Raw genomic sequence first — 20,065 nt, 5'->3', positions numbered from 1 at the left:
CCAACAAAAAAGCCAACTCATTTTCACGAGTTGGCTTTGATAAAAATCGAATCTAGCTTAAGAGCGTTACGCTAGCAACTTCTCAAGTACTTGGAACACACCCGCGTCAACGTTACTTGGCGCGCCAAAACGCGCGATCTCTTTTAACTTTGGATGCGCGTTTTCCATCGCGTAAGAGTGGTAGCTCTCTTTAAGCATTTCCAAGTCATTTAGGTAATCACCAAAGCTCATGGTCTGCTCGTAAGTGAAACCTAATGTGTTCTGTAGATGTTTAATCGCCGCACCTTTTGACGCTTCAGCGTTCATCACATCTAACCAAATTTTTGCGCTTACAACCACTTGGTAGTTCTCACCGAATTTGGCATCAATAGTTGGGTTCACTTTCTCTTGTGAACCGTCGAAGTGACAGATAGCCACCTTGATGAAATCGTCTTCTACCGCCAGTAAGTCTTCTACTTGCTCACGGCGATGGTAGTACTTAGAGATCTCCGCCAGAGCACGCTCATCTTTGGTTTCGATGTATGCCGATTTCTTACCGCATAGCACCACATGCGCGCCTTCAATAGCTCGAGCTTCTTTAATGATCTCTTTAATGGCATCGGTATCAAGCAAGCAGCTGTAAAGTTCTTGGCCTTTGTGCATCACTAATGTGCCGTTTTCAGCAATAAACATCATGCGATCTTTAAGCGGGGAAAATGTTTCTAGCAAGCTGTAATACTGGCGGCCAGACGCGGCAGCAAAAATAATATCTTGCGCTTCTAAGCGCTCATAAAGATTGAAAAACTCAGGGTCGAGCTTTCCATGCTCATCGAGTAAGGTGCCATCCATATCAGTCGCGATAAATTTGATGTTTTGTTGGGGCATGTCGGGCGTACCTATTATTGGATTATGATCATTCGTTATCTTGAGTAACGGTTCTGGGTTCGATTATATCGCTAGAGTCGCTGGTGAATACAATGCTTATTTTACCGCCTGTCAGTCACTGTTTCACATCTTTCCAAGGCAAACGCTAACAGAAGCGCATTCCAGTTTGAAGGGTTAAGTCCTACATACAAGATGTGCGTTAGATCACACTCCACTATATTCTTTCCCGTCTCTCCATCACTTTATTCCGACCACAGTCATTATGATTTTAGCTATTATTACGACCTTGCTTTGCATCGTTACCGTCAAGTTTCTAATCACACTTGCGAACTTAGAGCGCCATCGTATTCACATTGAACCTAAAATATCGTTCAAAAGAACTGAGTGGCCGACTGTTTCCGTCATTATTCCTGCGCGAAATGAAGAAGACAATATTGAAATCAGCCTTGGCTCTCTATTGAAGCAGAGCTACCCAAAAGACAAGTTTGAAGTCATTGTTGTTGATGACTTTTCTACTGACTCAACCCGTGCAAAAGTAGAAGCATTGATCAGTAAGTTCGACGTTAACGCGCGCTGTATTTCAGGTAGAACGTTACCGACCGGATGGCTTGGTAAGAGCAATGCATGTATGGCTGGCGCACTCAACGCGAGCGGTGAATATGTGTATTTCATTGATGCAGATACCGATTCAGCACCCGCGATGCTACAGAGCGTTATCGACTTTGCTATCCAACAAAAAACTGATCTCTTATCGTTTAATCCAAAACAAACTTTTGCGTCTGTGGCAGAAAAAGCGACCTTGCCGGGCATCTTTCTATCGATCGCATCTTATATGAACTTTAAAAACTCGAACGACATGACTAAGGAAGAAGCGATTGCTAACGGTCAGGCGATGTTGTTTACCCGAAAATCCTACGACGCAGTCGGTGGACACGCCGCAGTAGCAAACGCGATATCGGAAGACATCGCCTTTGCAAAAGTCATGAAGGTCAATGGATTTAAGATTTTCTGGGCATTTGCAGACAAACTAATGAGTACGCACATGTATTCAGACTTCAACTCAATCTGGGCTGGCTTTTCCAAAAACATGAATCTTATTGTGAATTGTCAATCGCAAGCACAAGCTTTAAAAGTCTTCATCAAAGCCAACATCATCGCATGGGCGGGACCGCTTTTGATGCTGGTATCGGCGAACGCCTTCATCAGTGACATGTCTGCCATTCATGCTTATTCGCTCATTGTCAGCTCTGTGATGCTCTTGGTGTCGATCGTCACCTACTTCATTTTGGTTAAGGAACTGTTTGTTCCCGCAAAATTTGCGTTAACCGTACCCTTCGGTATTTGTGTTCAAAGCCTACTCGTGCTGAACAGTTACCGCTTATCTAAAACCAATAAAATCAGCTGGAAAGGGCGCTCATTAACATGATGAATAAGATTATTACTTTGCTTCTTCTTGCTTGTTCAGTTTCGGTGTTTGCATCAGACACCGATGGCTGGTCACTGGCACGCGATAAAAAAGGCATCGAGGTTTATAACCGTAAAATTGAAGGCAGTCACTTTAAAGAATTTCGAGCAGAAGGCGACATCAACGCGTCCCTCACTTCTATTATCGCACTCTTTATCGATACCTCTGTTGGCACGCAATGGGTAGAAAACATCGATGACATGGAAGAAATAGAGCATTTTAGTGCGGCGCACACGATCACCAAAACCTATACCAAGGCACCTTGGCCAGTTGCCGATCGTGAAGCTATCGTAGAGAACGTCATCACTCAAGATCCAGAGACGATGGTTGTCACCATTGATCAGCATGGTAGGCCTGATTACCTGCCAAACAATAATAAAAAAATCATCAGAGTGGCTGAATTAGAGGCGAGTTGGATCCTGACACCAATCGACGAAAACACCACCCATATCTCTTATCGAGTATTGAGTGATCCAGGTGGCGATATTCCGTATTGGCTCATTAACATGGTGGCCGTTTCTCAGCCTTACAACACGCTTCGCGGGTTATCTAAGATGTTGGATTCTGGTGAGTACACCGATCGTCGCCTTGATTTCATCGAGAACTACACGTCACTTTAACAATGCAATGAATACTCTAGAGGTCTATATTGTGAAATTTCCATTCTCTCCAATCGCAGCGATATTGCTTGTAGCATCAAGTTCAGTATTTGCTAATCAAATTATTGTCGATACTAAAGGTGTTGATGAAACACAGTATCACGCCGATCTGTATGAATGTGAGCAATACGCTCAACAAGTGAAGCCTGAAGAGGTCGATTCTCTTGGCAGCGATATTGTCGGTTCAACCGCTAAGGGTGCAGCGCTGGGTGCGGTTGGTGGAGCCGTCTCTGGCGGGAGTGGTCATGATGGTGCAAAAATTGGTGCTGGCATCGGTATTATCAGCGGCGCTTTAAAGCACGGTGCTCAAAAAAGACAATCCGCCGAGCTATCTGAGCAGCAGAAGTTTCAAGTGAATCGTAACTGTATGATCAACCGAGGCTATACCGTTCTTAACTAGCGGATAACCGAGCAAAATGGCGTTTAATCGATGTTCACGCCATTTTGCGTAGCTGAGTCAAAGCAGAGTTCAACCATAGTCCCTGAATCGCCACCTTAAAGTTCGTTCAAATAGACAGTGAGCATTGACCCCTATTTAAAATAGGCTTATCATTAATCGTCTTTTAACGATTAATGAAAGTGAGACGTCAATATGAACTCAACTTGCTCGACATCTGGTGGCTGTTCTCTGCCCATCGAACACGGTGATGCTAAAGCAGAAAAGCAAATGGCCGCACTGGCGAAAGCACTCGCTCACCCAGCAAGAATACGTATATTGAGTATCCTTTCCACGTTAGAAAAATCGGGCGGCTGCTTGAACAGTGATCTGGTGAGTGAATTGGGTTTAGCTCAATCAACGGTATCAGAGCACTTAAGAATATTGAAAGCCTCAGGTTTTATTACGGCTGAGTCGATTCCGCCGAAGATGTGTTACCGCATCGACCGCGACAATATTCAACGCTTCGAATCGATATTTAACAGCATTTTAAAATAGAAGTTCACGCTTGAATGATCGGCTTTGATAGCCTTTACTTTTAAGCGTGTTTTTTTGCCACAACCAATCGTTTTTCGACGATTTACGATATCAACTAAGAGAGATTATCATGAAACCAAAGTTAGGTTTTCTAGATCGCTACTTAACACTGTGGATTTTTATTGCCATGGGCCTTGGTGTACTACTCGGCACCCTATTCCCACAGATCGAACAGTGGAACGATTCAATGTCTGTTGGCACCACTAACATTCCGCTTGCGGTTGGCCTTATCTTAATGATGTACCCACCTCTGGCTAAGGTTAACTACAACCTGCTAGGCACTGTGATAAAAGATAAGAAAGCCATTAAGCTCTCTTTGATCATGAACTGGATCGTTGGTCCAATTCTGATGTTTGTATTGGCACTAACTTTCTTGGGAGACCACCCAGGTTACATGGTTGGGGTGATTCTGATTGGTCTTGCTCGTTGTGTGGCGATGGTTCTGGTTTGGAACGACATCGGCGGCGGTAACAAAGAGTACGGCGCGGCATTGGTTGCTCTAAACAGTGCATTCCAAGTGGTGAGCTACAGCTTTATGGCGTGGTTGTTCATCAGCGTTCTTCCACCAGTATTTGGTTACGAAGGCATGTTGGTTGATATCTCGATGATCGACATTGCACATAGTGTACTTATCTACCTAGGTATCCCATTCCTAGCGGGCTTCCTAAGCCGTAAGATCCTTGTGTCGATGAAAGGCGAGCAGTGGTACAACGACGTATTTATTCCACGCATCTCTCCAATCACACTGATTGCACTACTGGCGACTATCGTTCTGATGTTCAGCCTGAAAGGTGAAATGATTGTTGAACTGCCAATGGACGTTCTATTAATTGCGGTTCCACTGACTATCTACTTCACTGCGATGTTCTTCATCAGTTTCTTCATCGGTAAAAAGATGGGCATCGAGTACGACAAGAACGCATCAATTGCATTCACAGCGACAGGTAACAACTTCGAGCTAGCGATTGCCGTTGCTATCTCAGTATTCGGTATCAACTCAGACCAAGCGTTTGCCGGTGTTATCGGTCCACTGATTGAAGTACCTGTGTTGATTTACCTAGTGAACGTGGCGCTTAAGATGAAAGGCAAGTACTACAACGGTCAGACGGTTAAACCTAGCGTATAGCATCTACGTCTACACCTAGAACTAGAACTAACAAAAAGCAGCATCACTTTGAACAGAAAGGCTCACACGTTAAACGGTGAGCCTTTTCTTTATTCAGTTTCGTCTAATAGGCCTTTCAATGCTTGTTCAAGCCAAAGTAATGCAGGACCTTTTGAGCGTGTTTTAGACAGAACAAGATCAACCGGAGGCGACCAAGTTTTATGGTCAAATGACACATTCACCTCTACCAAGCGCTGTTTAATAAGCTCTTCTTCAACAAGGTGTTTCGGTAAGTATGCCCAACCGATATCGCTACCAAGAATCATCTCTTTAATGACGATAAAGCTGTTTGACCACCATACCTTTCCGGCAATCAGCGGAAACTGATCCATCACCTTACCTTTGTCTCCCCTCAACATTAACTGACGATGCGGGAGTAAGTCAGAGAGTTTCGCCACACCTGTTTTTGCGAGCGCATGACTTGGATGACACACAGCAATAAACGGTAAGTGACCGATAAAGCAAGGCTCAGAACCGACATCAAAAGCCAAGTTAGTAAACATTAATCCAATGTCGGCCCTCTCTTCGATAATTAACGGATTGACCTCTGTCGTGGTACACGCAACCAGTTCCACTTCAGTCGCAGGGAATTGTTGACTGAACTGACTAAGGATCTTAGATAGATTCGGGACCAATAGTGAATCATCTAATGCAATTTTGATGAGCCCCTCTTCACCACTGCCCATCGCACTAACCGTCACATTCAGATCTTCAACCTGAAGCACGATCGCTTTCACCTGTTTAAATAACTGCTCGCCCGCTTTGGTTAGTGAAGGCTTTCGAGTCGAACGATCAAAAAGCTCAACATTAAAATCTATTTCAAGATTACTGATACCTTGGCTCACCGCCGACTGCACCTTCCCCAAATGACGAGCACTGGCAGAAAATGACCCTAATTCAACGGCATACACAAACATTTTCAGTTGTTCAATGTTGTACATTCGGTGTCTCCCAAAACTTACTATCACTATATGTGATGCTAACTATCTTTATATTATCACTTAAGTAGATATTATTTAGCCAAGTCATTAGCCCATCGGCGGCTATTTAATCGTAAAGAGAGTTAGAAAAATGTCACATAAAGAACGCATGTTGCACATGGTGCTATTTGAATTGGTTGCTTTGGTTTTGATGGCAGGGCTTGCAACCTATATTACAGGAAACGGCGCAGGTGAAATGGCAGGCTTAGCGCTCGCAATATCATTGATAGCGATGGCTTGGAACTACGTTTACAACTATGGCTACGACAAAATTTACGGAGCAGACCGAAGCAAAAGAACCACGAAAACACGTATCCTGCACGGATTAGGTTTTGAGCTTGGCTTAATGACAGTGACTCTACCTGTCTTGATGTGGGTTCTACAACTCGACTTCCTAACCGTACTGATCATGGACATCGGCCTAGTTATTTTCTTCGTACTTTACGCGATTGCGTTCAACTGGGCGTATGACTCGGTTCGATATCAATTGGTTGCGAAAGGAAAAGTGGCAGCTCTGGTTTAGAGCGGTAAGTTCGTCTCGTATAACAAGAACATACACCCAAATGAAAACTGCCAAACTACAACATAGTTGGCAGTTTATTCATTTATGCATATAAGCTCATTTGTTAACTCCCTTGTTACATAGCAAAAACGTCACACAGCCCTCCCTAATTAAGTCTAATAATCCGCCACTCACGAAGTGGTATCACAAATCCAAACATAAACTCCTCGTACCAGTTGCGCATTCATTTACATATAGGTAGTTTGAGCGGCTTCGCAACCTATCAATTCGAGCAATGACGTTCATGCGAGCATCTTTTTCGAGCAAAAGTGTTCGGATTAACATTTTAAGTGACTTTAATTAACAATTTTATGCTCAAACGCTCACTTTTGATGTTCGTTTATTTTCGAGTTCGCAAATATATGCACAATACACGTGCTAGATAAGCAAAACTAAAAAGGACTCGAACATGACAACAAACAAACACCCTTCTTTATTTGGGCAATGCTTGGCTGAATTTATCGGTACAGGATTACTCATATTCTTTGGCGTTGGCTGTGTGGCCGCTCTGGTATTAACTGGTGCGACATTCGGACAATGGGAAATCAGCATCATCTGGGGCTTCGGTGTTGCGATTGCAATTTACTGTACTGCCGGCGTTTCAGGCGCACACATCAACCCAGCCGTAACGATTGCACTGGCCATGTTCCATGGCTTCGATAAAGCGAAAGTGGTGCCTTACATCATTTCGCAACTGCTTGGCGCTTTCTGCTCTGCAGCATTGGTTTACAGCCTGTACAGCAACCTATTTACTGACTACGAAATCACACATAACTTCGTTCGTAGCAGCCAAGACGCACTATCAACTGCTGGTATCTTCTCGACTTACCCACATGCTTCACTTTCTTTCTTCGGCGCTTTTGCTGTGGAATTCGTGATTACTGCAGTGTTGATGTTTGCCATTTTAGCGTTAGGTGATGAGAACAACGGCGCATCTCGCGGTGCAATGAACCCTCTACTGATCGGTATTCTTATCGCGGTTATCGGTGGTTCTTTAGGTCCACTGACTGGCTTTGCAATGAACCCTGCTCGTGACTTCGGACCAAAACTGTTCGCTTACTTTGCAGGTTGGGATTTCGCATTAAGCGGTGCTCGTGATATTCCTTACTTCATCGTTCCAATTCTTGCTCCAATTGCTGGTGCGTGTTTTGGTGGTTGGTTGTACCCACGTGTTATCGGTGCTTACCTACCAGTAGAAGGCCAAGGCTGCACAATTCCAAACCAATGTGAAACAGAAGAAGAAGCTGAACAAGCTCAAGCTTAATTCCTAAGCGACCCTACATTTACTAAAATATAAATAACAAAAGAAAAAGGACTCTTACCATGACCGAGCAAAAATACATTGTTGCCCTAGACCAAGGAACAACAAGTTCACGCGCCGTAATTCTCGACCATGATGCAAATATCGTCAGTTCTTCTCAGCGAGAGTTTACCCAGATTTATCCTAAAGCTGGCTGGGTTGAGCATGATCCAATGGAAATTTGGGCGACTCAAAGCTCTACATTGGTTGAAGCTTTGGCTAAAGCAGGCATTCGCAGCGATGAGCTAGCCGGCATTGGTATCACCAACCAACGTGAAACTACTATTGTATGGAACAAAGAAACTGGCAAACCGGTTTACAACGCAATCGTATGGCAGTGTCGCCGGACTGCCGACATCTGTGAAGACCTTAAAGCGCGTGGCCTAGAAGACTACGTACGTGACAATACTGGCTTAGTCCTTGACCCGTATTTCTCAGGTACCAAAGTAAAATGGATTCTAGACAACGTTGAAGGCGCTCGCGAAGACGCTGAAGCTGGCAAACTACTGTTCGGTACGGTTGATACTTGGTTGGTTTGGAAGATGACTCAAGGACGTGTTCACGTTACGGATTACACTAACGCGTCACGTACTATGTTGTTCAACATCAACGACCTATGCTGGGATCAAAAGCTACTTGATGAAATGGGGATCCCGTCATCAATGATGCCTGAAGTGAAGCGCTCTTCTGAGGTTTACGGTCAAACGAACCTTGGTGGTAAAGGCGGTACTCGTATCCCAATCGCGGGTATTGCGGGTGACCAACAAGCTGCACTTTACGGTCAAATGTGTGTAGAAGCAGGCCAAGCTAAGAACACTTACGGCACAGGTTGTTTCCTTCTAATGAACACAGGCCAAGAGAAAGTAACATCAAAGAATGGCCTACTAACAACGCTAGCATGTGGTCCTAAAGGTGAGCCTGCATACGCACTTGAAGGTGCAGTATTCATGGGCGGCGCATCAATCCAATGGCTACGTGATGAAATGAAGCTACTGGCTGGCGCAGAAGACTCTGAGTACTTCGCAACCAAAGTAGATTCTTCAAACGGCGTTTACGTAGTCCCTGCGTTTACTGGTTTAGGCGCACCATACTGGGATGCTTACGCTCGCGGTACGATTGTTGGCCTGACTCGTGGTGTTAACTCTAATCACATCATCCGTGCAACGCTGGAAGGTATTGCTTACCAAACGCGTGACGTACTAGACGCAATGCAAGCTGACTCTGGCATCAAGCTAGCGAAACTACGTGTTGATGGCGGCGCAGTAGCGAATAACTTCCTAATGCAATTCCAATCAGACGTGCTGGATACTGAAGTTCACCGCCCTGAAGTAACGGAAGTAACCGCTCTGGGTGCCGCTTACCTTGCCGGCCTAGCGGTTGGTTTCTGGGACAGCATTGATGAGCTTCAAGACAAAGCCGTTCTTGACCGCACATTCATGCCGCACCACGACGAAGAGAAGCGTAACCGCCGTTACAAAGGTTGGAAACGTGCTATCAAGTGTGCACAGGTTTGGTCTGAACTGCACGATGACGACGAAGAGTAAAATCGAGCGTTCGAATAATCACTCTCTTATCGATTGAATTGTTCGTTCCTCAGTAAACGAAACTAAAAAGAGCACTATTTTGTGCTCTTTTTTGCGTTTGGAGCCAATTTTTCATGTTTTGATCAACGTTTTTGCGGTTTGGACATAATTCCTTACTATCATTACTTCTCTCTCCTCATCAATTCGAGCACAATAGCGCGAGTTAATATTTTCGATTGTGACGCGCTAGAGCCCATAGCGTGCAGGGAGTGGTAAGTTAAGTGAAGCAGATACCAAGACACCAGCAGATTGTAGATCTGGTAAAAACACAAGGATATGTGAGCACCGAAGAGCTCGTTGAAAAGTTCGATGTCAGCCCACAAACCATCAGACGAGACCTCAATGAACTTGCCGATAGAAACAAAATTCGTCGCTATCATGGTGGTGCAACCATTCCTTTAAGCTCGGAAAATACCTCTTATAACACGCGTAAAGCGCTTAACTTCAACGAAAAAGACGTGATCGCCGACGAACTGGTTAAGCACATCCCAGATGGTGCAACCCTGTTCGTTGATATCGGCACCACGCCAGAATCAGTGGCACGTGCACTCAATAAAAATCACAAACAGCTAAGAGTCGTCACCAACAACATTAACGTTGCCAGCATCCTTCTTCCGAACCCAGAGATCAAGGTTATCTTGGCGGGCGGTGAAGTACGTAACCGCGATGGCGGTATTGTTGGCGAAGCGACACTCGACTTTGTAAAGCAGTTCCGCCTCGATTTCGGCATCTTAGGCATCAGCGGCATCGACTTTGATGGCTCACTGCTCGATTTTGATTACCACGAAGTTCGTGTAAAACAAGCCATCATCGAAAACAGTCGCAGCATCTTCTTAGCCGTCGACCACACTAAGTTTGGTCGTAACGCGATGGTTAAGCTCGGCAATATCTCTCAGGCCCACATGGTGTTTACTAATAAGCAGCCACCGGAAGAGATTCTCAACATCCTTAAAGATTCGGCAATACCATTAGAAGTGATCGATACCGCGTCTCAACCACTAACGTCGGACGAATAAAAAAACGCTCAGAAATCATGTTCATTAAAAGAGCCCATTATTGATAGATCACTTTATCGATAATGGGCTTTTTTGTTACTTGGAAAGTCGCACTTGAACATGATTAATATCACTTCTATGCTCGAATGAGAGTTATTTTTAGCCTTCGCTGTCATAAGTGAAGGTTTTTTTATGCGCAAATCACATAAAACGCGCATAAACGAAAATAATAAATGACCGAAAACGAAAGTTAATATAGGATTCAATTAAGTTCTAAAATGCTCGTTCGCTCAGAAAGAGGTCAAAACCATGAGTGCTCAACAAACTAATTCAAACAATAGTACATCTTCAACTCTAGACTTAATCGTTATTGGCGGCGGCATCAATGGTGCGGGTATCGCGGCAGACGCTGCTGGTCGTGGTCTAAACGTTGGTTTATACGAAGCAAATGATTTCGCCTCTGCGACGTCTTCTGCAAGTTCAAAGCTAATCCACGGTGGTTTACGTTACCTTGAACATTATGAATTTCGTTTAGTTTCAGAAGCACTTGCAGAGCGTGAAGTGTTGCTGAGAAAAGCACCTCACGTTGCACAACCAATGCGTTTCCGTTTACCGCACCGACCATTTTTACGCCCGGCTTGGATGATCCGCTGTGGCCTATTCCTTTACGATAACTTAGGTAAACGTACGACTCTTCCTGGAAGTAAAACGGTGAACTTGGCTCAATCAGGTTTGCTTAAACCAGAAATGAAAACAGGTTTCGAATACTCAGACTGCTGGGTAGATGATGCGCGTATGGTATTGCTGAACGTGTTGGCGGCGAAAGAAAACAACGCAGAAGTACGCAACTACTGCCGAGTTGAAAAAGCACACCGCGAAGGCGACATTTGGCATGTAACGATTCTTGATGTGATGACAAACCAACGTTTTGAGCGCAAAGCAAAAGCATTGGTCAACGCTGCTGGCCCTTGGGTGAAACAGTTCTTTGATGATGGTTTAGAACAAACCTCACCACGTAATATTCGCCTAATCAAAGGCTCGCACATTGTTGTGCCACGCATTCACGACGAACCACAAGCGTACATTCTGCAAAACAAAGACAATCGTATTGTGTTCATGATCCCTTACCTAGATAAGTTCTCGATCATCGGCACTACCGACCTTGAATACAAAGGCGATCCTCGCGAAGTGGCTATCGACGATGTAGAAGTTGATTACTTGATTGATATCGTTAACCAGCATTTTGTTAAGCAACTAGAGCGTGACGATGTTGTGTGGACATACAGTGGCGTAAGACCGCTTTGTGATGATGAATCTGACTCGCCACAAGCGATCACTCGTGACTACACACTGGAGCTGGATGCAGAAATGGATCAAGCACCACTGCTATCTATCTTTGGTGGCAAGTTAACGACTTATCGTAAACTCGGCGAAGCGGCACTGAACAAGCTAGAACCTTACCTGAAACACATGGGCGCACCTTGGACAGCTAACGACACACTACCGGGTGGTAACTTCAGCTGCAGCAGAGAACAGCTCGCTAAGATGATCCACACCAAGTACCCTTGGATATCAGAAGCACTGTTACTACGTTATGTGACTCAATTTGGTACTTACACTTGGAAGCTGCTGGAAGGTGCAACGAGCGAAGCTGATCTTGGTACCCAATTCTCAAGCGAAGCTCACGGCGTTTATCAAGCTGAGATCGATTACTTGATCAACCAAGAGATGGCAATGACAGACGAAGACATCTTATGGCGCAGAACCAAGCTTGGCCTGTACTTAAGTGAAACAGAGCAGCATGCAGTTTCTAGCTACTTAAAAGAGAATCTTGAAAGCACTGTGGTGAACTTTTCTCAAGTCGGTTAGTTCTTCTAGCAAAACCATCCGCTCCTGAATATAAATAATGACAAAGCTTAGCGCTCCCCACGCTAAGCTTTTTTATTGTCTGCTATTCCGCTCAGCCTGAGACTTTATTCACACCTCTATTTTCAACAAAAACTAAATAGTGTTTTATTAATCCGGTTGATTATCAACTTCACAAAAGGTTGCTATTCTTTATCTCAACGAAACAACACATTTAAAAACGCTCACCATGTCAGCGCTTTAATAACGTTTGTCTCTATGTTTTCTCCCAATACGGCGGGTTACCGTAGTAGTCCGAGAAGTAATCAATAAACGCTCTTACTTTGGGAGCAAGCAGCCTAGTACTTGGATACACCGCCCAGATCGCAGGTTCTGAGGTGAGTGGGTAATCTTCCAACACTTGAATCAGCTGACCACTTTTCAGTTGCTCATATGCACACCAATTCGACGTCACTGTAATACCAAGCCCACCGACTGCAGCGTCACGCAGTGCTTCCCCGTTATCTGCCCTGAACGACCCAGATGCCTTAATCGTCTTAGGCCCGCTTTCAGTATTGAAGGTCCAGTTTTCTAAACCAATTAAGCTAATACATTGATGATCGTTAAGATCTCGAGGTTTGGCTGGCTTACCATATTTGATTAAGTAATCAGGCGATGCACACACAATACGCTTGTCTGTCGCAAGTTTTCGGGCAATCAGTGTCGAGTCTTTCAGCTCCGAGATACGAATCGCGATATCAAAGCCACCCTCAACAACATCCACCATCGAATCTGATAGCCTGAGATCGACTTTTAACCCAGAGTAGCGCTCTAAGAATCCAGGTAAGGCAGGAACAAGATGCAAACGTCCAAAAGACGCAGATGCGGTAACTCGCAACGTTCCGGTTGGAGAATCACAACCCACACCGACCGCCGATTTGGCAGCATCCACGCTCGATAACACTTCTTCAGCATGAGGTAAGAATGCTTCCCCCTCTTCGGTTAAAGAGACCTTACGAGTGGTTCGGTGGACCAAGCGAACGCCTAAATTGTCTTCCAGTTTACTGATGTGCGAGCTTGCAACAGCAGGAGACAAACCAAGCTCTTGCCCAGCCATGCTGATGTTATGTGTGGAAGCTAAACGAACAAACAATTTGAGGTGTTCAATATTCATGAGATTACCAATAAAATCTTAAAAATCGTGTACCAGTAACCCTCATTATGCGTCATTCACATAACAATACAACGTATTAACTCAGTTGAATTGTGAAGATGTTATTGTGCCAAAACGAAAAAAACTCCCGAAGGAGTTTTTTTGTCTAAGTCTGCAATTCGCCATTTAGCTAATCAGCAAAATTACTAGCTCACTAGCCAGTTAAACGTGCATGCAGTGCATCTTTCAGTACAGAACGATCATGTTTCAGTTGGTGCATCGAGCCGTCATCAATGGGTGAATCTTTCAGCTCAAGCTTACGAATCTCTTTATCAAGGTTGTCGTACGTCTTCATGTCTGCTGCAAAGCCATCGTCAGTTTTAACAAGCTCAGCAATTTTATCTTTCATTTCAGGAAATTCGTGAACAAGAGAATGATTTTCACCTAGCATAGAAACCTCTTAAGTTGAGTAAAGTGATTGGTATTACGCATTCATTATTAACCTTAGCAAGGGAGTCAAATAACAAATGAGATCCAGTACACAGCATAGAATATAGACAGTTCAGATTCACAAATTTACAACATCCACCAAGAAAATGGCTTTACTGATTTTGAATTGTCTCAGTAACGGAAGTAGGTTTATGGCGATTATCCCGCCTCGAAAACAATACTTCTTTCGATTTTTACTTAGCCTGCAAGTATCGTTTTTAACTAAACGCTACCAAGCAAACGTCTGAATAACACTGTCTTTAGCCATTGGGTTTGATGCTATCGCATGGTTCACCTTAGCCAAAAATTGCTCTCTTGAATCAAGCAGGAAACCTTTCTGAGTCACTATGTTATTACCATGGTCGCCCCAATAGAAAGTGTCGATGTTTAGATTCTCAAGCAGATACTTTTCTTCTTCTAAGATCTGAAGTTGCGTCGGCATAACGAACGTACCGTCATTAACTTGCTGCTCCAAAGCCGTTCCTGGTTATATTGCTAACGCCATTGGCGCTATCTGCTCAGGTTTCATGATATTCAGCAACCTTGTTGTCTCGACAATGTGCTCGCGGGAACGCTCACGACCGCCGAGTCCAAAAATAAACGACAGTAGAGTTTCGATACCTGCCTCTTTTGCCAGCGCCATGCCCTCAATCGCTTGCTCTGGTGTCATACGCTTTTTGATGTTTTCGAGTACAACCGCATCGCCTGACTCCAACCCCGCATAAGCCATAGTGAGACCGGCACTTTTAAGCTCTTTAAGTTCGCTCAAGCTTTTACGACGGAAATCGTTCAAACCACTATAGAGCGATACTTTTCTGCTTTCTGGAAAGGTATGACGAAGCTTATCCAAAATCTTAAGGAGATAATCCGTACGAGCTGCCATCACGTTGCCATCAATAAGAAAAATCGATTCAACGTAAGGGTAGATCAGGCGCGCTTCTTCAATATCTTTAAACACGTCTTCAATGTCGCGAACCTTGAATCGTTTATCGCTGAACATATTACAGAACGTGCACGTGTTGATACTGCAACCTAAAGTGGTTTGAATCAGAATGCTCTTCGCCTCTGTCCATGGACGATATACTTTTCCCTCGTAATTCATATTGGTTTCTCCGGTCTATAAGCACGAGAGCGTGCTTTAATAAAACAGAGTTTATCAACACCAGTATTCATTGATAATTCGCGATATAGTCGAATCAGTTTTTAGATTTTGTATAAAATAAAAGCCTTGTGACAACACAAGGCTTTGTAGGGGTAACTCTCTACCGGAGCAGCTGAAAATGTGTTTCCACAAAAGAAGATTAGCTGCTGCACCCTTGGGTATGAACTCGATTCATGTCGTCACCGACTTGTGCTTCTTGAGACCCCGTCGATTGGCATCCTGCCACGAATAACAGCGTTACAGATAAGATAAGCCATTTCATAATAAATCCTCTTTCGGTCATGACTAAAGCATAGTGCTTAAAAGCGCGGATACCTCAGTCATTAACTAAAACCTTACCTACCGATAAGGCCTTGGTTAATGAACAAAGCATCGCTTCTTTAACTAACGACCTGCTTTTGTACAAAAAACTTTCACTTCAACGAATGAAAATCGTACAAGAGCGAAAATAGGACAGCTATGGAACTAAGAATAAGAACTAGAAGTTAGTCACTCGTCGCCAAACGTACAGCCGCTTCTGCATGAATGGCTGTGGTATCAAACAAGGGAACATCAGTGTGTTGCTGCTGAATCAGGAGGGCGATTTCAGTACAGCCCAGAATAACGGCTTCTGCACCTTGTTGGCCTAGCTTCTCAATGATTTGACGGTATACATCTCGAGATTCTTCTTTTACTTGGCCTCGACACAGCTCTTGATAAATGATGTTGTGGACTTTCTCTCGGTCACTCTCATCAGGAATCACCACATCGATACCGAATTTGTTAGTCAGACGGCCTTTATAGAAATCTTGTTCCATGGTGAAAGCGGTACCGAGTAATCCAACTTTCTTTACACCCTGTTCAAGCAACTTCTGCGCTGTGGTATCAGCGATGTGCAAGATAGGAATCGTGACCTTCTCTTCGATCTCAGGAACGACCTTATGCATGGTATTGGTACAAATCAGAATGAAATCAGCCCCGCCCTTCTCTACCGATAAAGCCGCGTCCGATAAGATATCCGCCGTCTCAGCCCAGCGACCTTGATGTTGAAGCTTTTCTATCTCATCGAAGTTCACGCTGTACATACAAACCTTTGCAGAATTGAGCCCGCCGAGTGTGGCTTTAACGCCCTCGTTGATGGATTTGTAGTAGCTCACTGTCGACTCCCAACTCATACCGCCGAGCAAACCGATCGTTTTCATTTTTCTATTCCTTTAATTTCCGACTAACTCGATTAAACCGTCATGCATTGAAAATTTATAGTACGTTCTTGCTTAAAGCGAACCCATAACACCTTATTCCTTTCAAACGATTGCTTTCAAACCGTTCATTCCCAAAACCTCCGCTCACAAAAAAGGCTCGAATTTAAAATCCGAGCCTTTGAAGTTTTGACCAAGGGTATACTTGGCGTTAGTACACCTCACACCAATCGGATTTCATGTCGATCAGTGTCCAATCCTCTCTGGAATTCGCCTCATCTAGCGCTTTATCAAGCTTGCCAACGTGAGACTCACGATCGTACTGCCACTCGCGCTCGGCATCGGTGTGATGAACAATCATCGCCATTGAGTTGGGTTGACTGGTTGCCCACTGCATCATCGCTTGATCGCCGTCTGAGTTACCTACTGCTAGAATCGGCTTCTTACCGATAATATGCTGAATATTGCTGACCTTTCCGGCTTTGTCATCAATGGTCAAAATGGACGAATCTTTGGTAACGGTCGGATTACCGTCGTTGTAGCTGTAGTTGTATTTAAGTGCGCTACCGATGATCTGTTCTGACGGGATATTGTAAGCATCAGGAGCCCACACTCTCATGAAGTCAACACCGCCACCCGACACGATGTAAGTCTTGAAGTCATGCTCTTGAAGGTAAGTCAGCATCTCTTTCATTGGCTGGTAAGTCAGATCGGTATAGGCTTTGTTGAAGCGTTCGTCTTTCGCTGCAGCTAGCCATTGCTTAACATCTTTTTGGTATTGTTCGACTGTCATACCAGAGTGTGTCGCCATGATAATTTTCAATAAACCTTCTTCGCCGCTCCCTAGAACACTCTTGATGTCACCTTCAAGCACGAACTTAAACGGTGCTTCCGTTTTCCATTCAGGGTGTTCAAGCGCCATCTCTTTGATTCGATCTAACGCGAAAGCCAATTGGAAATAGTATGGCTTTTCAGACCAAAGCGTGCCGTCGTTATCAAATACAGCAATACGATCTTGGATCGCAACGAAGGTATCAGATTCAGCTTGGGTGGCTTGCCCAACAAAGTCGACGATAGCGGATTTGCTCTCACTATCCTTCCATGACGGCAGCAAATTGGGATCACAATCCTTAGCAAAAGATGAGAAAGAGAGGCTGGATAAGATCGCGACGGATAAAAGAGTTATTTTCTTCATAGCAGCTACCATGTTGTTGAATTAATTGTAGGGTTTAATTCAATTCATCCTAGTTGGTCTACTCTGATTTTCCACTTATGGACACTATAACCAATGCTCATGTTGGTATTAGATTAGTACCACAGCTAAGCTGGCTGAGGGTGCTCTACGATGTATTTATCGAGAACTTAAAAGGAGACAAACAAAAAAGCAGAACTTCAATTCCTCAAAGTTCTGCTTTAACAATCCATGACTGCTTACGCTCTGCGCTTTTTGAAAGCGTGCCAGCCGGCGCTGAAAATTGTTTTTACCACCACACCGAGTGCGCTTAGTTTTGGGTCGGCTTTCTTGCCAGAGGCAATGCGCCACATCTGATGTTCATACCAAACCAGCCCGACCATCGCCACCTTGTCTAATGCAGGTTTTCCTGTGGTTGGCACCGTTAGCGGCATGCCGTGGCTAGGGTTTTCAATTAACTTGTTTGGGAAATCAGGATCAACCGCCATTGTGCGCGCAATACCAATAAAATCGGTCGCCGAGGTGTTTAATGCTTCATTCATTGCTTGCGCGGTTCGAAAACCACCCGTGACCACCAGCGGTGTACTCACGAGTTTTCTCGCCTTAACCATGTAATCCATAAAATACGCTTCACGTTTTACTGTGCTGGACTTGATTGATTCAGCTTTGCTCTTTGAACCCATCATTGATGGGCTTTCATAGGTGCCGCCGGAGATCTCAATCAGGTCGATACCGTTATCACTCAGTGTTTGCACAACCTGCATCGACTCTTCTTCAGTGAAGCCACCTTTCATAAAGTCGGCGCTGTTGAGCTTAATTCCGACAGGGAAATCGTCACCGACCTCTTTTCGAATCGCGCGATAAACCTCAAGCACGAAACGAAGTCTGTTTTCGAGTGAGCCACCCCATTTGTCTCGGCGTTGATTGTGTCTCGAAGACAAAAACTGACTCACGAGATAACCATGAGCACCGTGAATCTGCACGCCAGTAAAGCCTGCTTGTTTTGCAAGCTTTGCACTCAGCGAAAATTTATCAATGATTGCGATTATTTCCGTCTCAGTCAGAGCTCGTGGCGTATTGAAACCTTTTTCTAATCCACGCTCTAAAGAGATAGCCGAAGGAGCAACCGGGCTATCACATAAGAATTTAGGGATTTGCTTTCCTGGGTGGTTCAATTGCATCCATATCTGCGAACCATTTTGTGTTCCAGCCTTCGCCCACTCACGAAATACGCTTAAGTCACTTTGCTCATCCAACACAACGTTTTTAGGTTCACCAAGCGCACCTCTATCGACCATCACGTTGCCCGTCATGGATAGACCAATTCCTCCTTGAGCCCAACGCTGGTAAAGCGTGACTAAACCTTGCTTAGGGTTATGATGTTTATCACCTAGCTGTTCACTCATTGCCGATTTGAACAGGCGATTTTTGATCACTTGGCCATTAGGAAGAGAAAAAGGGTCGTTGAGGCAGATCGGATTCATGCGCGTGGTTACTTTCTTTGGTTTATATATTCAGTCCAGTATGCCCTATTTTATCCGACAGTTCTGAGCATTTAACGCCTATTTCGAAGCAAGTTTCACTCAATAATAAAATGCCAGCGGCATAGCAGCTGGCATTAATCGATTATAAATAGAATCTCAAAAACTGGGCTGGCGCTGCTGAAATATGTCAACCAGAAAGGCTCAAACACTCTTTACGCTCATGGTAATTGTCGTTATTGTGATTCTCTACGCCATCATCACAAGGACTGTCTGAGAGTTATGAACAGCACGATTGAAACTATTCTGGGGCACCGCTCCATTCGTCAATATACAAATCAACCGATTGAAAAAGCACAACTTGATGTGATTATTCAGGCTGGTCTCGCGGCTTCATCATCGAGCTTACTGCAGGCTGTTTCTATCGTGAGAGTGACAGACACAGAGAAGCGCAAGTTGCTAGCTGAATACGCAGGCAATCAAGCTTACGTGGAGAACGCGGCTGAGTTTTTGGTGTTCTGTATCGACTATCAACGCCACGCTCAAATCAACCCTGAAGTGAAAACCGACTTTACTGAACTGACCCTGATTGGCGCGGTAGATTCTGGCATCATGGCGCAAAACTGCATGCTGGCTGCTGAGTCTCTAGGTTTGGGTGGCGTTTACATTGGCGGGCTGCGTAACAGCGCACAACAAGTCGATGAACTGCTAGAACTGCCACAACACACCGCCATATTGTTCGGGATGTGCTTAGGTCACCCGGCACAGCAACCAGAGGTTAAACCTCGCCTTCCTGCTCACGTAGTAATGCACGAAAACCAATACCAACCGCTGAGCCTAGATGAAATTGCCAGCTACGATGATTCGATGCAAAGCTACTACGCAAACCGTTCAAGCAACCAAAAGCAGAGCAGTTGGTCACAGCAGATCACACAGAAACTCTCTGGTGAATCTCGCCCACATATCCTGCCTTACTTAAACAGCAAGCAGCTGACCAAGCGTTAAGCCGTTAAGCCGTT

General features: G+C 44.6%; 19 protein-coding genes and 1 pseudogene. 11 read left to right on the top strand and 9 right to left on the bottom strand.

Going from position 1 to position 20,065, the window contains the following annotated elements:
• Nucleotides 1-66: 66 nt before the first annotated feature.
• Nucleotides 67-864: a Cof-type HAD-IIB family hydrolase gene (locus tag AB4263_RS17635; RefSeq protein ID WP_017069716.1), complete on the bottom strand. Its 798-nt coding sequence runs from the start codon at nt 862-864 to the stop codon at nt 67-69.
• A gap of 262 nt (nt 865-1,126) precedes the next feature.
• Here AB4263_RS17635 and AB4263_RS17630 point away from each other — a divergent pair, with 262 nt between their 5' ends.
• The 5 genes from AB4263_RS17630 (at nt 1,127) to arsB (ending at nt 5,087) form a co-directional block, all read left to right on the top strand.
• Nucleotides 1,127-2,290: a glycosyltransferase family 2 protein gene (locus AB4263_RS17630; protein WP_017064013.1), complete on the top strand. Its 1,164-nt coding sequence runs from the start codon at nt 1,127-1,129 to the stop codon at nt 2,288-2,290.
• Nucleotides 2,287-2,949, top strand: coding sequence for an START domain-containing protein (locus tag AB4263_RS17625; protein ID WP_065583761.1), 663 nt, complete (start codon nt 2,287-2,289; stop codon nt 2,947-2,949). Before AB4263_RS17630 ends, AB4263_RS17625 begins: the two co-directional genes overlap by 4 nt.
• A gap of 31 nt (nt 2,950-2,980) precedes the next feature.
• The gene (locus AB4263_RS17620; protein WP_029235181.1) at nt 2,981-3,388 is read left to right on the top strand and encodes a glycine zipper family protein; all 408 of its coding nucleotides are present in this window, start codon (nt 2,981-2,983) and stop codon (nt 3,386-3,388) included.
• 192 nt (nt 3,389-3,580) lie between these two features.
• Entirely contained in the window at nt 3,581-3,922 is a 342-nt protein-coding gene (locus AB4263_RS17615; protein WP_017064015.1) for a helix-turn-helix transcriptional regulator, read from the top strand.
• A 109-nt stretch (nt 3,923-4,031) separates the two neighbouring features.
• Nucleotides 4,032-5,087, top strand: a complete 1,056-nt coding sequence (arsB, locus tag AB4263_RS17610; RefSeq protein ID WP_372098616.1) for an ACR3 family arsenite efflux transporter — start codon at nt 4,032-4,034, stop codon at nt 5,085-5,087.
• A gap of 89 nt (nt 5,088-5,176) precedes the next feature.
• On the opposite strand, the gene AB4263_RS17605 is transcribed toward arsB, so the two are convergent.
• Complete coding sequence (locus AB4263_RS17605) at nt 5,177-6,067, bottom strand: LysR family transcriptional regulator (protein ID WP_017066099.1); 891 nt, start codon at nt 6,065-6,067, stop codon at nt 5,177-5,179.
• A gap of 130 nt (nt 6,068-6,197) precedes the next feature.
• On the opposite strand from AB4263_RS17605, the gene AB4263_RS17600 reads away from it, so the two are divergent.
• From AB4263_RS17600 to glpD, 5 genes are all read left to right on the top strand, one after another.
• Nucleotides 6,198-6,629 (top strand): PACE efflux transporter, encoded by a 432-nt coding sequence (locus tag AB4263_RS17600; RefSeq protein ID WP_017066100.1) that lies wholly within the window; start codon nt 6,198-6,200, stop codon nt 6,627-6,629.
• A 448-nt stretch (nt 6,630-7,077) separates the two neighbouring features.
• A complete protein-coding gene (locus AB4263_RS17595) occupies nt 7,078-7,932 on the top strand; it encodes an MIP/aquaporin family protein (RefSeq protein WP_372098615.1) in 855 nt (284 codons plus the stop codon).
• A gap of 59 nt (nt 7,933-7,991) precedes the next feature.
• Nucleotides 7,992-9,512 carry a glycerol kinase GlpK gene (gene glpK / locus AB4263_RS17590; RefSeq protein WP_123309569.1) on the top strand — a complete coding sequence of 507 codons (1,521 nt, stop codon included), beginning with the start codon at nt 7,992-7,994 and terminating at the stop codon, nt 9,510-9,512.
• Between the two features lie 260 nt (nt 9,513-9,772).
• Nucleotides 9,773-10,567, top strand: a complete 795-nt coding sequence (locus tag AB4263_RS17585) for a DeoR/GlpR family transcriptional regulator (protein ID WP_372098614.1) — start codon at nt 9,773-9,775, stop codon at nt 10,565-10,567.
• Between the two features lie 288 nt (nt 10,568-10,855).
• Nucleotides 10,856-12,415, top strand: a complete 1,560-nt coding sequence (glpD, locus tag AB4263_RS17580; protein WP_372098613.1) for a glycerol-3-phosphate dehydrogenase — start codon at nt 10,856-10,858, stop codon at nt 12,413-12,415.
• A gap of 253 nt (nt 12,416-12,668) precedes the next feature.
• Here the strand turns inward: glpD and AB4263_RS17575 are convergent, their stop codons facing one another.
• The 7 genes and pseudogenes from AB4263_RS17575 to AB4263_RS17545 all read right to left on the bottom strand — a co-directional run bounded on the left by AB4263_RS17575 (nt 12,669) and on the right by AB4263_RS17545 (nt 19,049).
• Nucleotides 12,669-13,565, bottom strand: coding sequence for a LysR family transcriptional regulator (locus AB4263_RS17575; protein WP_372098612.1), 897 nt, complete (start codon nt 13,563-13,565; stop codon nt 12,669-12,671).
• Nucleotides 13,566-13,758: 193 nt separating this feature from the next.
• Entirely contained in the window at nt 13,759-13,995 is a 237-nt protein-coding gene (locus AB4263_RS17570; RefSeq protein ID WP_017067743.1) for a YdcH family protein, read from the bottom strand.
• Between the two features lie 267 nt (nt 13,996-14,262).
• Nucleotides 14,263-15,135 (bottom strand): annotated as a pseudogene (locus tag AB4263_RS17565) (B12-binding domain-containing radical SAM protein).
• Nucleotides 15,136-15,334: 199 nt separating this feature from the next.
• Nucleotides 15,335-15,457 carry a hypothetical protein gene (locus tag AB4263_RS17560; RefSeq protein ID WP_258182976.1) on the bottom strand — a complete coding sequence of 41 codons (123 nt, stop codon included), beginning with the start codon at nt 15,455-15,457 and terminating at the stop codon, nt 15,335-15,337.
• Between the two features lie 223 nt (nt 15,458-15,680).
• Nucleotides 15,681-16,376, bottom strand: coding sequence for an aspartate/glutamate racemase family protein (locus AB4263_RS17555; protein WP_102428073.1), 696 nt, complete (start codon nt 16,374-16,376; stop codon nt 15,681-15,683).
• 208 nt (nt 16,377-16,584) lie between these two features.
• Nucleotides 16,585-17,568 (bottom strand): HAD family hydrolase, encoded by a 984-nt coding sequence (locus tag AB4263_RS17550; RefSeq protein ID WP_372098611.1) that lies wholly within the window; start codon nt 17,566-17,568, stop codon nt 16,585-16,587.
• Nucleotides 17,569-17,804: 236 nt separating this feature from the next.
• A complete protein-coding gene (locus AB4263_RS17545; protein ID WP_372098610.1) occupies nt 17,805-19,049 on the bottom strand; it encodes an NADH:flavin oxidoreductase/NADH oxidase family protein in 1,245 nt (414 codons plus the stop codon).
• 279 nt (nt 19,050-19,328) lie between these two features.
• Between AB4263_RS17545 and nfsA the strand changes: the two genes are divergently transcribed.
• The gene (gene nfsA / locus AB4263_RS17540; RefSeq protein ID WP_333008070.1) at nt 19,329-20,051 is read left to right on the top strand and encodes an oxygen-insensitive NADPH nitroreductase; all 723 of its coding nucleotides are present in this window, start codon (nt 19,329-19,331) and stop codon (nt 20,049-20,051) included.
• The last annotated feature ends 14 nt before the right edge of the window (nt 20,052-20,065 follow it).

The organism is Vibrio sp. 10N.261.55.C5 (assembly GCF_041470505.1).
Taxonomy (GTDB): domain Bacteria; phylum Pseudomonadota; class Gammaproteobacteria; order Enterobacterales; family Vibrionaceae; genus Vibrio; species Vibrio crassostreae_C.
This window is presented reverse-complemented; position numbering and strand designations above follow the sequence as displayed.